Below are 12980 nucleotides of genomic sequence, written 5' to 3' on the forward strand. Positions count from 1 at the left end.
TCCTGTACCGTCCCTGCATTGACAGTACTTATGGAACGCTTATAAACCTGTGGGACTCCCGGGGATGCTGTCGCCCACCGCAACGGGGGCGTCACCTCCCCCTGCACCCCCCTCAGTTGCGCATCACGTAAAGGACAAACGTGTCCCCATCCCGCCGTACCGCCGCCCGTTCGGTGCGCATGCTCGGTGTCACCGCCGCCTCGACCGCCCTCGTCCTCGGCGCCTCCGGCTCGGCTCTGGCCAGCAAAATCACGGACTTCTCCGCCGCGGCCGCCTGTGACGGCACGAAGGGCGTCATCACCGTCACCGACTCGGACCCGACAGGCACCCCGGCTGTCGTCTCGGTCTTCCTGGAGAACAACGGCGCCGACCTGAGGAAGGTCGGCGAACAGACGGTCGAAGGCTCGCAGAAGGGTGTCACCATCGCCTTCGCCGAGGACTGGGAGCCGAACGCCATCTACCGGGTCCATGTCACGGCCGTCAAGGGCGAGAAGACCCTGGTCGACGCCGACATCCCGCTTCTGACCACCCCGGCCAGGGCCTGCCAGGCCGACGACACGCCCACCACTCCCTCCACCCCGTCGACGTCGCCGTCGCCGTCGCCGTCGACGTCTCCCTCGGACTCCGCCTCGATCCCGGCCGGGACCGAGTCCCAGGCGCCGACCCCGTCGCCCGGCGAGAGCGACAGCACCGCGCCCGCGGACACCCCCGCGAGCAACGAGCCGTCGCCCGCGGTCGGTGAGTCCAACCTCGCCGAGACCGGCGCCGGCTCGAACACCGGTCTGATCGTCGGCATCGCGGCCGCGCTGGTCGTGATCGGCGGCGGCGCGGTGTTCTTCGGCATGCGCCGCAAGGGCTCCAGCAACCGCTGACCCCGGCTTCACCGCAGTGGCCCGTCCCCGAAGGGCGGGCCACTCGCCTGTCAGCCGAACGTCGTCTTCTCCAGCCGGAACTCCAGCAGCTCCCGCTCGCCGAGGACCTCCAGCGGTCCGGGCAGGTCGGCACGGTGGCCGAAAGATCCGCTCCGGAGGTCACGACGGCCCTCAACTGCTGGACCTGGTGGGCGATTTCGTCACAGTACCGGTCGTGCGCGAGTGACGTCATACGTAACGCCCCCGGGGCGGGCCGGTCAGTGCAGCACGATGATTTCGGACGGGTCGAACGCCACCCCGACCGTCTCCCCGACCTCCGGCGCCCGCCGCAGCGCGCACGCCGCTTCCAGACGCGGCGCGTCCTCCGGCTGGAGGTGGACGGCGACATGGGTGCCCTTGAAGGTGCGGGCGGCGACCGTGCAGCGCAGGCCCTCGTCCACGCCGACCAGCCGTACCCCGGCCGGCCGGACCAGCAGCGTGCGCGTGCCCTGCGGGGAGCCCGCCGGGACCGGCACCTTGCCCCACGGGGTGTCCGCGGCCTCCTCGACGACGCTCGCCTCCACCACGTTGTCGAAACCGAGGAAGCGGGCGACGAACGCGTCCGCTGGCCGCTGCCACACCTCGAGAGGCGAACCGGACTGGGCGATCCGCCCGTCCCGCATCACCACGACCCGGTCGGCGAGCGCGAACGCCTCGCCCTGGTCGTGGGTGACCGCGAGCACCGTGGTGCCCAACCGGCCGAACAGCTCCCGCAGTTCGACGACGAGCCGCTCCCGCAGCGACCGGTCGAGCTGGCCGAGCGGCTCGTCGAGCATCAGCAGCCGGGGCCGGGGCGCGAGCGCGCGCGCGAGCGCCACCCGCTGCTGCTCACCGCCGGAGAGCGCGGCGACGGCCCGGCGGGCGGCGCCCGGCAGACCGACAAGGTCGAGCAGCTCCCGTACGCGCTCCTCCTGTTGCCGTTTCGGCGTGCCGTGCATCCGCAGTCCGAAGGCCACGTTGCCGCCCACGTCCCGCTGCGGGAACAGCTGATGGTCCTGGAACATCAGCCCCAGCTCACGGCGGTGCGCGGGCACGCCGGCCTGGTCCCGCCCGTCGAGCACCACCCGCCCGGCGTCGAGGGGCTGGAGCCCCGCCACCGCCCGCAGCAGCGTCGACTTGCCGCTGCCGCTCGGCCCGAGCACGCACACCACCTCGTGCTCGGCGACGGCGAGATCGACGCCGTCGAGGACGGCCCGCCCACCGAACCGCACGGTCGCGCGCTCCAGCTCCAGCAGCATCAGAACTCCCCGGTCCGGTCGGTGCGCAGCCGCTCCAGCACCAGCAGGGCCACCGCGCACACCAGCATCAGAATCGTCGAAAGGGCCATCGCCTGACCGTAGTTGAGCTCCCCGGCCCGCCCCAGGAGCCGCGCGACCGCGACGGGCAGCGTCGGGTTGTCGGGCCGCGCGATGAACACCGTCGCCCCGAACTCCCCCAGCGACACCGCGAAGGCGAACCCGGCCGCGACCAGCAGCGCCCGCCGCACCATCGGCAGGTCCACCTCCCGCCACACCCGCCAGGGCGACGCCCCGAGCACGGCAGCCGCCTCCCGCAGCCGTACGTCCACCGCGCGCAGCACGGGCAGCATCGTCCGCACGACGAAGGGGACGCCGACCAGCGCCTGCGCGAGCGGCACCAGGATCCAGGTGGCGCGCAGATCCAGCGGGGGCTCGTCGAGAGCGATCAGGAAACCGAAGCCGACCGTCACCGCCGAGACGCCCAGCGGCAGCATCAGCAGCGCGTCGAACCCGCGGACGAACCGTCCGGCGTCACGACGGGTGAGGGCGGCCGCGGCCAGCCCGCCGATCACCACGGCGATCACGGTCGCGGCGACGGCGTACTCCAGGGAGTTGCCGATCGCCTCGATCGGCGGGACGAGGAAGACGTTCCCGTCATCGCTGGTCAGCGCCCGGTAGTAGGCGAAGTCCGGCGCGTCCAGCGACCGTTGCACCAGCACCGCCAGCGGCAGCAGAAGCAGCACGACGACGGTCACCAGGACACCGGCCAGCAGCGCCCACTGCCCGGCCCCGCGCGGCCGCCGTGCCGTCACCGACGCGTCCACCAGCCGCAGCGCGGTCTCCCGCCGCCGTACGGTCCAGGCGTGCACGGCGAGGATCGCGGCCACGGCGACGAACTGGACGAGCGTGAGGACGGCGGCCGTGGACAGGTCGAAGATCTCCGAGGTCTGCCGGTAGATCTCGACCTCCAGGGTCGAGAAGGTGGGCCCGCCGAGAATCTGGACCACGCCGAAGGAGGTGAAGGTGAAGAGGAAGACCATCAGCGTCGCGGCGGCCACGGCGGGCGCGAGCGCCGGCAGGGTGACCTGCCGCCAGGCCCGCAGCGGCGACGCGCCCAGCATCCGCGCCGCCTCCTCCTGCCGCGGGTCGAGCTGCGCCCACAGCCCGCCCACCGTCCGTACGACGACCGCGTAGTTGAAGAAGACGTGCGCCAGCAGGATCGCCCACACGGTCGTGTCCAGCCGTACGCCCCACAGCTCGTCGAGCAGCCCACCGCGCCCGACGAGCGCCAGGAACGCCGTACCGACGACGACCGTCGGCAGCACGAACGGAACGGTCACGACCGCCCGCAGCACCTGCTTGCCGGGGAAGGCGAAGCGGGCGAACACGTATGCGGCGGGCAGGGCGAGCAGGAGTGTGAGGGCGGTGGAGGCGAGCGCCTGCCAGGTGGTGAACCACAGGACGTGCCGGATGTCGGACTGCCCGAGCACGTCCCAGAGCCGCCCGAACTGCCAGGCCCCGTCGACGTTGAGCCCGCGCGAGACGATCGCGGCGACCGGGTAGGCGAAGAAGACCCCGAAGAACGCGACGGGCAGGACCATGAGCCCGAGCCGCGCCGCGCTCCCGGTACGCCTCCCGTGCGACGTCCGGGGGGTTACTTCAGTACGAGCGAGGTCCACGACTTGACCCACTGGTCGCGGTGGTCGGCGATCTCGGCCGGGTCCATGGTCTCGGGGTCCTTGGCGGCGGGCCCGTACTTCGTGAACTCGGCGGGCACGGCCGCGCCCCGCACCACCGGGTAGACGAACATGTTGAGGGGCATGTCCTCCTGGAACTTCTTCGAGATCAGGAAGTCGATCAGCGCCTTGCCGCCCTCGCTGTTGCGCGCGTTGCTCAGCAGCCCCGCGAACTCGACCTGCCGGAAGCAGGTGCCGGTGGCGACGCCGGTCGGGGCGGTGGCCGGCTTGGGGTCGCCGTAGATCACCTCGGCGGGCGGCGAGGAGGCGTAGGAGACGACCAGCGGCCGGTCGGCCCCTGCCTTCCTGCCGCCCGCCGATCCGGAGAACTCCTCGTTGTAGGCCTGCTCCCAGCCGTCGACGACCTTCACACCGTTCGCCTTCAGCTTCTTCCAGTAGTCCTGCCAGCCGTTGTCGCCGTACTTCGCGGCGGTGCCGAGGAGGAATCCCAGCCCCGGCGAGGAGGTGGAGGCGTTCTCGGTGACGAGGAGGTTCTTGTACGCGGGCTTGATCAGGTCGTCGAAGGAGGCGGGCGGGGCCAGCTTGTGGTCGGCGAAGTACTTCTTGTCGTAGTTGACGCAGATGTCGCCGTGGTCGACGGGCGTGACGCGGTGCTTGTCCGCGTCGAGCTGGTACTGGCTGTCGACCTGGTCGAGCCCCTTCGCCTCGTACGACTGGAACAGCCCGTTGTCGAGCGCCCGTGACAGCAGCGTGTTGTCGACGCCGAAGAAGACGTCGCCCTGCGGGTTGTCCTTGGTGAGGACGGCCTTGTTGACGGCCTGCCCGGCGTCACCGTCCTTGAGGACCTTCACCTTGTACCCGGACTGCTTCTCGAAGTCCGCGAGCACGGTCTTGGAGACGGCCCACGAGTCGTGGCTGACGAGGGTGACGGTCTTGGAGCCGCCGCTCGATCCGGCGTCGTCGGACGACGACGAACCGCACGCGGACAGCGTGACGAGACCGAGGCCGACGACCGCGGCCACGAACGTCCTGGTGTGCACTGGATTCCTCCTGGGGTTGACCAGGAAGAGACGCGGCCCTGCCCGGGACCCGCGGGGATTCCGCCGGTGCCCGGGCAGGGCGCAACAGCTCGAGTGATGACCGAACTTCCTACCCAGAATGACCTGGGCGAGGTTCAGAGGGTCTGCGGCCGGTTGCCGCACTCTCAGCGCTGTGGCGCTCCCCTGTCGGAATATGAAGATGTCTGAAAACAGGATGGTGTTACGTCGGTCAGACTACCGCTCGGTGGCGGCGAGCTGACCACACGCCCCGTCGATCTCCTGGCCACGGGTGTCCCGGATGGTGACGGGCACACCGTGTGCCGCGATGGCCTCGACGAACGCCTTCTCGTCCTCGGGCCGGGAGGCGGTCCACTGGGAGCCGGGGGTCGGGTTGAGCGGGATCAGGTTGACGTGCACCGGCCGCCCCTTGAGCAGCCGCCCGAGACGGTCACCGCGCCAGGCCTGGTCGTTGATGTCGCGGATCAGCGCGTACTCGATGGACAGCCGCCGCCCGGACTTCTCGGCGTACTCGAACCCGGCGTCGAGCACCTCACGCACCTTCCACCGCGTGTTCACGGGGACGAGGGTGTCGCGCAGCTCGTCGTCCGGTGCGTGCAGCGAGATGGCGAGCCGGCACTTGAAGCCCTCGTCGGAGAACCGGTGGATGGCCGGCACCAGCCCGACGGTCGAGACGGTGATCCCGCGCTGCGACAGCCCGAGCCCGTCCGGCGTCGGGTCGGTGAGGGCGCGGATGGCGCCGACGACCCGCTTGTAGTTGGCGAGGGGCTCGCCCATGCCCATGAACACGATGTTGGACAGCCGGGCGGGGCCGCCCGGGACCTCGCCGTCGCGCAGCGCCCGCATGCCGTCGACGATCTGGTGCACGATCTCGGCGGTGGACAGGTTCCGGTCCAGCCCCGCCTGCCCGGTCGCGCAGAACGGGCAGTTCATGCCGCACCCCGCCTGGGAGCTGATGCACATGGTGACCCGGTCCGGGTAGCGCATCAGCACCGATTCCACGAGCGTGCCGTCGAACAGCCGCCACAACGTCTTGCGCGTGGTGCCCTGGTCGGTCGACAGATGCCGCACGACCGTCATCAGATCGGGCAGCAGCGCCTCCCGCAGCCGGTCGCGCGCCCCGGCGGGGATGTCGGTCCACTCCGCCGGGTCGTGCGCGTACCGCGCGAAGTAGTGCTGCGACAGCTGCTTCGCCCGGAACGGCTTCTCACCGATCTCCGCCACCGCCTCCTTCCGCTCGGCGGGCGAGAGGTCGGCGAGATGCCGCGGCGGCTTCTTGGCTCCGCGGGGGGCGACGAAAGTGAGTTCTCCGGGCTTCGGCATAACCCTTCCAGTGTCGCAGATCAACTCGGGGAGCCCAGGCCAGAGCGGGGTGGGGGTGGTCACCCGCGGGCGTCGCCTGTCAGCGTTGGTCGGCCTCGGACGGCCCAGGGACGGCCCAGGTGCTGCGTCACGAGGGCACATCCGGTGTGCCTTCGACCTGGAACCCGTGCACCTCTCCTCTGCAATCGAACCCCACAGAACAAACTCTTTGGCTAGCCTAGAGATGATCCAGGAGTGGGGGAAACGTGAGCATTGACAATATTCCGCCTTTCGCGGAACTGCACGCAGGTATCACCGCGAAAGACCTGCGAGAAGTAATCGCAAAATCTGGGTACCCATTCCAAGCCGCAGTAGCGGACATCATTCGCTCCTCCCCCTTGGGTAATGTTCGAGACTTCAAGATGCAAGAGGAATGGGCGTTCATCGATCGGGAGTCAGGGCAAGCTAGATCGATTGACATCTTGATCGACCTCGCATTTCCTCACGACTACGAGAAGCCTGAGTCGAAACTCCGGACCCGGCTGAATCTTCTGGTTGAGTGCAAGCAAAGCGACTTGCCATACATTTTCTTCCTGCGCAAGTCTGCCCCCGTGCCACACAATGCGTTTCCCGAGATTTACGGCCTTGAGAAACAAGATCTACGAGTATTCACGAACGCAGCAAAGGAGGAAGGCGCCAAGGATGATGGCTTCTCATGGTGGGTGAACCTCCGGGATGCCCTAGAATTCGCAGAAGTCCCATTCTTTGGCGCGCCTACGCTGTATGCGATTTCCTTCGCCAAAGCCATCAGACGCGGTTCCAAGCTGGAGCTCACGGGTGAAGATGCCTACAGGTCCCTCACTCTCCCGCTACTGAAGGCCGCCGATCATCTCAAGTCACTCAGCAGGCCCACCGAAGGTCATCCGCTGCTCTTTCCGCGCATCGTCATCAACCTGGCCGTAGTCAGGGCTCCCATGATCTGCGCCTTTGAACATAATGGAGAGAGTGAACTCATTGCGCTCCCATGGGTAAGGGTCGGCCACTTGGAACCTACAGAAGGCGGCGAAAACGAGAGAGATCTAAATGGTGCAGTTCGCTACTTCGACGTCGTACATGAATCGTTTCTCGCGAGGTACCTAGAAGTTTTGTCTCGCGACGCCGATGAAGTCGCCCAGAGACTGCATCAGCATTCCAAAGAAGTGGCTAGCGGATTAGCCTTTTCCGACATGAGCGAAGGGCACGAATCTTTTTCTCCACTCCCCGAGCACTATCACCAATTCCTCTCCAAACCGTGCACTATAACCTTTCGCCATCACGTGCGCTCCCTAGGATTGACGGTTGATAAATCTCACGGCGAGATATCTGATCCAAATAATCCCACCGCCATTGGCTGGGTAGACGGATACGACTGGCTATACCCGCCGGGTCAGCAACCACCACAGACCGAGGATCGCTAGAGAAGCGGTCGGCGGAGCGGCTTTGGGCTGGAGCTGCTTTGGGGCGAGTGATCATGGCCCCGTAAGCTTCCGGCGAGTCGGGCAGTCTGTGGACCTGCCCGTTAAAGCACGACGTTGGGGCCATGATCTTAGAGGCTCGCCCCAAAGTGGCTGCCTAAAGCCGTGGAGCCGACCGCCCCAGCCACAGAGGGTTTCTCCCACTCCATGCCCGCAGCCGCCGAGCGCGCCGCCGGGCGCGGCCAGCCGGGGCGCAGACAGGAGGCAGGCCGCGCCGCAGAGGCGGCGCGCGCCCGCGCCGTGCGCGGGCTCTTGATGATGTAGGGAAAGTTGTACCGCACCATGATCGAAACCGCTCGATCGTGGCCTGTCGGCTCACCGCTCGTCTCGGCTACCGTTCCATCCATGCCTTCTGCACTGGACACGCCTCAGGGAGCGGCCGAACTCGCCGAGTCTCTGCTCCCCCAGCTCGGGAACCGCTGGCTGCACACTCAGGCGGTGGCTGCTCGAGCTCAGGAAGCCGCTGCGGCTGTGTCCGAGGCTGACCGGGATCTCCTCGTCGCCGCGGCCTGGCTGCACGACATCGGTTACGCCCCCGAACTGCGGGACACCGGGTTTCACCCCCTCGACGGTGCCCGTCACCTGGAAGGGCTGGGCGCACCGGCGCGCCTCGTGCGGCTGGTCGCCCACCACTCCGGGGCGATGTACGAAGCGGAGCAGCGCGGTCTCTCTGCAGAGCTGGCCGTCTTCGAGCGGGAGGACTCCCCCGTCCTCGATGCCCTGATCTTCGCCGACATGACGACCGGCCCCGCCGGGCAGGCCTTCGACTTCGACACGCGTATTGACGAGATCCTCGTCCGCTACGAACCGGGCAGTGAGGTGCACAACGCGATCAGCAAAGCGCGACCGTACCTCGGTGCAGCTGTCGAGCGGACGCGCAGCCGTCTTGGTGTCAGCTCCTGATCACCTGGTTAGCGAGAATGCCCGTGCTTGTGCAGTGCCGCACTGGCGCGGAACCGCAGACGTCCGCAGCGGTCCTTCTCTTCATCGGACGCGTCCGCTGAGCAGCAGCAGTGGGTAGACAGCCATCGCAGGTCGTCGGGGTCTAGCCAGAGGGGCACTCGGCCCTTGGCCGCTTCCGTCGACGGGTCGGTTTCATTCATGGCGGGACCATACCGAGGGCATCAGCCGATGTAGGGCTCGGTCCGGCCGGCCAATCCGTGCTCGATCCGCATGCGCATCGACGGGTGGATGGTCAGTTCGTCCAGCCTGCTCGGATCGACGAACGCGACTTCCTTGCTCTCGCTGCTCGTCCGCAGCTGGCCGCCGACGATGCGCGCGTGGAAGCAGATCGAGAACTGCTGGCGAACCTCGCCGTCGTCGTACGCCATGACGTGCCCGGGGTTCGTGTAGATCCCGACCAGGCCGGTCACCTCGACGTCGAACCCGGTCTCTTCCTTGGTCTCGCGTACAGCCGCGTCGGGGGCCGACTCGCCAAGGTCGATGCCGCCTCCGGGCAGAGCCCACAGGTCGTTGTCGGTCTTGTGGATCAGCAGGACTTCCCCGGCCTCGTTGCGGGCCACGGCTGTCACGGAGGGAACGAGGCTGTTTGCCTTCGGGGCGTTCGGATCGTTGAAGTAGTCGACGCGTGCCATGCGTTCAGCGTCGCACGCCAGGACCCTGTCATGCCCTCCGGCCCTGCTCCCACGCGAAGTCGAAGCTCCGCATGTAGTGCCGGAACGTCCGCGCTCCCGGCAGGTACTTGAAGTGCATCACCGGGTTCTGCCCTGCGGGAGCTCCCAGCACGTGAGGGTTCACCAGCACGTCGTCGTCGAACCGGTAGATCGAGTTGTAGAGGATCGTGTCGTGCAGCCGGATCTCAACGCCGGGCGTCGACACTGCGGGCTGCAAATACCGGCGAGTGATCCGCGCTCGCGCCGCCAAGTCGTCGCCGATGCCCTCCTCCTCGCCACGCTGGCGGACAGCCGCGGAATCCGGGTCGCCCAACAGGATGCGGACCTGAGCGCCGGCCTTCGCCTTCTCGGCCAACTGGTCCGGCAGATCCGGGTGACTGTCGAAGAGGAACAGCCCCGCGTACACGAGGATGTCGACCTGGTCCGTCGCCTTCTCGATCAGTGAGGACCACAACGGGGCAGGGACCGCACCACGGTGCGGGTAGTACGTGATCAGCTCCGACGCGCTCGCCTTCTCGGCCTGCTTCTCGACTGACGGCCAGACGTAAACCTCGTCGACTCCGAGGAAGGTCGCGGCCTTCCAACGGTGTCCCCGGTGCGGAGTCCGGTTCGTGGTGATCCAGCGCTCTACGCTCTTGGGGTCGACTCCGACGTGCTCGGCGACGGACTGGATCGTCTCGCCCTTCGCCGAAATCGCTGCGCGCAGACGCTCGTTCGCCATAGCGTTCCCTTCCTCGGGACCTGTAGGGACGTTTTGACGGTAGCTCAGACGTCCCTAAACGTCCAGACGGGCCGTGATGCGTCCACCCCTTCTCGCGGTCTCCTGGTCTAGCCGACGGGACGTCGGTCAAACACCCACCACAGCAGGAGACAAGACGATGCGTCAGATTCCCGTGGACACTGCCTCCGCGACCGTGATGGTCGCCAAGACCCCGCAGCCCAAGGTCAAGGACCGTCGTACGGGTGAGATCGCCATGGACGTCGAAAGCGGCGCGAAGCTGATGACCGTGGACGTGATGTTTGCGGCGAACGATGAGGTGGAGATCCTGTCCATCACCGTCCCGGAGCCGGGCATCACGGGCGAGCTGGCCATGGGCACGCCGGTCGCGCTCACGGGCCTGATCGCCCGGCCGTGGGAGAACGACTTCAACGGCCAGAAGCGGCACGGCATCGCCTTCCGCGCGGTCGCCGTCACCTCGCTCGTGGAGGCTGCCGCGAAGCCCAAGGCGGCCTGATCATGACCGCTTTCACGGTCTGCCTGGTGCTGGTCGTCGCCGCTGCGGGTCTCCTGCGGTGGCGGCGCCCCGCCTGGTGCTGGATGACCTTCGGCGTCACCCTGGCGAGCCTGCGGGTTTTGATCCGCTACGCCTCCGTGATGGACGCCTGCGGGCTGACGGTTCCGCCCTCGCGCTGGCGCCTGGCCTTAGCCCGGGTAACCAACCGGCCCATCCCGGAGTCCCGCCCGCCGCGCATCCTGCGCTTCCGCCCGAGCCGCACCGGCCTGGTCCTGCGGCTGGGCTTGCGCCCCGGACAGGACGCCTTCGACATCGCCGCCGCCTCGGACCGGCTGCGCCACTCCTTCTCGATGTACGGGGTCACCTCGCGTGAGGTGCGCTCGGGTGTCGTGGAAGTGCGGATGACCGGCTACGACGTCCTCAAGCGGGTGCAGATGCCCGCCAAGCTCGACACCCGCCCGATGCGCGTGCCGGTCGCCCTGCGTGAGGACGGCTCGGTGCACTACCGCGACTACCGGGCCGTCCCGCACGCCCTCACCCTGGGCGCCACGGAGTCGGGCAAGTCCGTGTACCAGCGCAACCTGGTTGTCGGGCTCGCCCCGATGGACGTCGCCCTGGTCGGGATCGACTGCAAGCGGGGGGTTGAGCTGTTTCCCCTGGCGCGCCGGTTCTCCGCGCTGGCCGACAACCCTGACACCGCCGCCGAGCTGCTGGATGCGCTGGTGTCCCGGATGGAGGGTGTCTATCAGCTCATCCGCGCCGAGCAGCGCATCACCGCTGACGTGCCGGATGCGGAGATAGCCGCCGACATCTGGGATCTGCCCGAACACCTGCGGCCGACCCCGGTCGTGGTCCTGGTCGACGAGGTCGCCGAACTCGCCCTCTTCGCCAGCAAGGACGAGGAGAAGCGCCGGGACCGCATCATCACCGCCCTGGTCCGCCTTGCCCAGCTCGGCCGTGCAGCGGGCATCTACCTGGAGATCTGCGGGCAGCGCTTCGGCTCGGAACTCGGCAAGGGCATCACCATGCTCCGCGCCCAGCTCACCGGCCGTACCGCCCACCGCGTCAACGACGAAACGAGCGCCAACATGGCCTTCGGGGACATCTCCCCGGACGCCGTTCTGGCCGCCATCCAGATCCCCGCCGAACTGCGCGGCATCGCCATCGCTGGGGACTCGACCGGGGGCTGGCACCGCATCCGCGCCCCGCACACCTCCCTGCGCCAGGCCGTCAACACCTGCAACCGGCACGCCGACCGAACCCCGGCCTTGCCCGAGCTGGCCGCCTTCCGGCCCGAGCTGACCAGTCCTTCTGAGGCCCCGGTGCCGCTGTCCAAGACGGCCGCAGCCACGGCCTGACCTCTCCCGCATCCCGGTCGGCGCGACCGCCTTCGCGCCAGGTCCCTACCCCCGCCATGCCTGATCACAGGAAGGAACCCCCGATGTTCTGCGAGCACTGCGGCGACCTCGACGGCGCTGAGACCGGCATCGACCACGACGAACGCGACTGCCCCTGGTACGAGGACACGCCCGCCGACGACACCCCGGAGGACTGACCCGCCATGTGCCCCGACTGCGAGGACTTCGCCCGCACCGTCCTGCTGCTCGGCCAGCTCGCCCTCTACGCCGACACCACCGGCGCCGACCTCGACTTCGTCGAAGCCGTCAGCCCCTCCCTGGCCGCTTCCCTCCCCGAACCGCCGATCGCGGAGGGATCCTGATGGCCGCCCGTCACGGCCTGCGTGTGGACGCCGTCCTGGTCCAGGCCGTCATCGCCGGAGCCCTGTCCTTCGCCCACCTGCACGACCTGGCCGCCGCTGCCGGACAGGACGGCTGGAAGGCATGGGCCTACCCGATCAGCGTGGACCTGCTCCTGGTCGCCGCCTGGCGACGGCTGCGCAGCGAGGGCCCGTCGCGGCTGGCCTGGTGCTGGTTCCTGATCGCCTTGTTCGCCTCCCTCGGCGCCAACGTCGCCACCGCCGGGTTCCTCGACCTGGCCGACCCGCCCGCCCTGCTCCGCCTCGGCATCGCCGGTTGGCCCGCCCTCGCCTTCCTCGGCGGAACCCTCCTCGCCCACTCCGCCAAGCACCCGACCCCCGCCCCGCCGGCACCCGCCCCGGCCCCGGAACCCGACTCCGCCACCGACCCCGAGCCTGAGCCTGAGCCCGCACGTGAACCGGAGCCAGAACCCGTCCCGGCCGAAGAGCCCCCGGCGCTTCCGCCCGCCGACCCGGCGCCCACGGTTCCCGCCGTCCTCGTCGACCACGCCCGCAAGGTCGCCGCCGAGTACCGCGACCGCACCGGCGCCCCGATCGACACCGACACCCTGCGCACCCGCCTCGGCGTCCCGCCCCACCTCGCCAACGCCATCGCCGCCCAACTCGCCTGACCC

13 protein-coding genes are annotated in these 12980 nt (G+C 68.6%); 7 read left to right on the forward strand and 6 right to left on the reverse strand.

The genetic code is table 11. The annotated features are described in order from the left end of the window. The first annotated feature begins 140 nt into the window (after positions 1 to 140). Complete coding sequence (locus IE263_RS17005; RefSeq protein WP_229911021.1) at positions 141 to 872, forward strand: LAETG motif-containing sortase-dependent surface protein; 732 nt, start codon at positions 141 to 143, stop codon at positions 870 to 872. A 257-nt stretch (positions 873 to 1129) separates the two neighbouring features. Here IE263_RS17005 and IE263_RS17010 read toward each other — a convergent pair whose 3' ends face one another. From IE263_RS17010 to rlmN, 4 genes are all read right to left on the reverse strand, one after another. Next, positions 1130 to 2149: an ABC transporter ATP-binding protein gene (locus IE263_RS17010; RefSeq protein ID WP_189937241.1), complete on the reverse strand. Its 1020-nt coding sequence runs from the start codon at positions 2147 to 2149 to the stop codon at positions 1130 to 1132. Continuing rightward, positions 2149 to 3750: an ABC transporter permease gene (locus IE263_RS17015; RefSeq protein ID WP_189937243.1), complete on the reverse strand. Its 1602-nt coding sequence runs from the start codon at positions 3748 to 3750 to the stop codon at positions 2149 to 2151. Before IE263_RS17015 ends, IE263_RS17010 begins: the two co-directional genes overlap by 1 nt. Positions 3751 to 3803: 53 nt before the next feature. Next, positions 3804 to 4886 (reverse strand): thiamine ABC transporter substrate-binding protein, encoded by a 1083-nt coding sequence (locus tag IE263_RS17020; RefSeq protein WP_189937245.1) that lies wholly within the window; start codon positions 4884 to 4886, stop codon positions 3804 to 3806. A 234-nt stretch (positions 4887 to 5120) separates the two neighbouring features. Then, on the reverse strand, positions 5121 to 6227 hold the full coding sequence (gene rlmN / locus IE263_RS17025; protein ID WP_189937247.1) for a dual-specificity RNA methyltransferase RlmN: 1107 nt from the start codon (positions 6225 to 6227) through the stop codon (positions 5121 to 5123). 245 nt (positions 6228 to 6472) lie between these two features. Between rlmN and IE263_RS50345 the strand changes: the two genes are divergently transcribed. Continuing rightward, the gene (locus IE263_RS50345; protein WP_229911022.1) at positions 6473 to 7663 is read left to right on the forward strand and encodes a hypothetical protein; all 1191 of its coding nucleotides are present in this window, start codon (positions 6473 to 6475) and stop codon (positions 7661 to 7663) included. Between the two features lie 402 nt (positions 7664 to 8065). Continuing rightward, complete coding sequence (locus IE263_RS17035; protein ID WP_189937249.1) at positions 8066 to 8623, forward strand: HDIG domain-containing metalloprotein; 558 nt, start codon at positions 8066 to 8068, stop codon at positions 8621 to 8623. A 221-nt stretch (positions 8624 to 8844) separates the two neighbouring features. Here the strand turns inward: IE263_RS17035 and IE263_RS17040 are convergent, their stop codons facing one another. After that, the gene (locus tag IE263_RS17040; protein ID WP_030347950.1) at positions 8845 to 9315 is read right to left on the reverse strand and encodes an NUDIX hydrolase; all 471 of its coding nucleotides are present in this window, start codon (positions 9313 to 9315) and stop codon (positions 8845 to 8847) included. 28 nt (positions 9316 to 9343) lie between these two features. After that, positions 9344 to 10075: an XRE family transcriptional regulator gene (locus IE263_RS17045; protein WP_189937251.1), complete on the reverse strand. Its 732-nt coding sequence runs from the start codon at positions 10073 to 10075 to the stop codon at positions 9344 to 9346. Between the two features lie 157 nt (positions 10076 to 10232). Between IE263_RS17045 and IE263_RS17050 the strand changes: the two genes are divergently transcribed. The 4 genes from IE263_RS17050 (at position 10233) to IE263_RS17065 (ending at position 12977) form a co-directional block, all read left to right on the forward strand. Continuing rightward, complete coding sequence (locus tag IE263_RS17050; protein ID WP_189937254.1) at positions 10233 to 10589, forward strand: SCO3933 family regulatory protein; 357 nt, start codon at positions 10233 to 10235, stop codon at positions 10587 to 10589. Positions 10590 to 10591: 2 nt separating this feature from the next. After that, on the forward strand, positions 10592 to 11947 hold the full coding sequence (locus tag IE263_RS17055; RefSeq protein ID WP_189937256.1) for an FtsK/SpoIIIE domain-containing protein: 1356 nt from the start codon (positions 10592 to 10594) through the stop codon (positions 11945 to 11947). A gap of 203 nt (positions 11948 to 12150) precedes the next feature. Beyond that, entirely contained in the window at positions 12151 to 12309 is a 159-nt protein-coding gene (locus tag IE263_RS17060; RefSeq protein WP_189937258.1) for a hypothetical protein, read from the forward strand. After that, positions 12309 to 12977, forward strand: coding sequence for a DUF2637 domain-containing protein (locus IE263_RS17065; protein ID WP_189937260.1), 669 nt, complete (start codon positions 12309 to 12311; stop codon positions 12975 to 12977). Before IE263_RS17060 ends, IE263_RS17065 begins: the two co-directional genes overlap by 1 nt. The last annotated feature ends 3 nt before the right edge of the window (positions 12978 to 12980 follow it).

This window comes from Streptomyces aurantiogriseus, assembly GCF_014649375.1.
Lineage (GTDB): Bacteria > Actinomycetota > Actinomycetes > Streptomycetales > Streptomycetaceae > Streptomyces > Streptomyces aurantiogriseus.

Coding starts and splice junctions, on each gene's coding strand:
- IE263_RS17010 (WP_189937241.1), bottom strand. CDS start 2,149: ATGCTGCTGGAGCTGGAGCGCGCGACCGTGCGGTTCGGTGGGCGGGCC.
- IE263_RS17015 (WP_189937243.1), bottom strand. CDS start 3,750: ATGGTCCTGCCCGTCGCGTTCTTCGGGGTCTTCTTCGCCTACCCGGTC.
- rlmN (WP_189937247.1), bottom strand. CDS start 6,227: ATGCCGAAGCCCGGAGAACTCACTTTCGTCGCCCCCCGCGGAGCCAAG.
- IE263_RS17035 (WP_189937249.1), top strand. CDS start 8,066: ATGCCTTCTGCACTGGACACGCCTCAGGGAGCGGCCGAACTCGCCGAG.
- IE263_RS17040 (WP_030347950.1), bottom strand. CDS start 9,315: ATGGCACGCGTCGACTACTTCAACGATCCGAACGCCCCGAAGGCAAAC.
- IE263_RS17045 (WP_189937251.1), bottom strand. CDS start 10,075: ATGGCGAACGAGCGTCTGCGCGCAGCGATTTCGGCGAAGGGCGAGACG.
- IE263_RS17050 (WP_189937254.1), top strand. CDS start 10,233: ATGCGTCAGATTCCCGTGGACACTGCCTCCGCGACCGTGATGGTCGCC.
- IE263_RS17055 (WP_189937256.1), top strand. CDS start 10,592: ATGACCGCTTTCACGGTCTGCCTGGTGCTGGTCGTCGCCGCTGCGGGT.
- IE263_RS17060 (WP_189937258.1), top strand. CDS start 12,151: ATGTGCCCCGACTGCGAGGACTTCGCCCGCACCGTCCTGCTGCTCGGC.
- IE263_RS17065 (WP_189937260.1), top strand. CDS start 12,309: ATGGCCGCCCGTCACGGCCTGCGTGTGGACGCCGTCCTGGTCCAGGCC.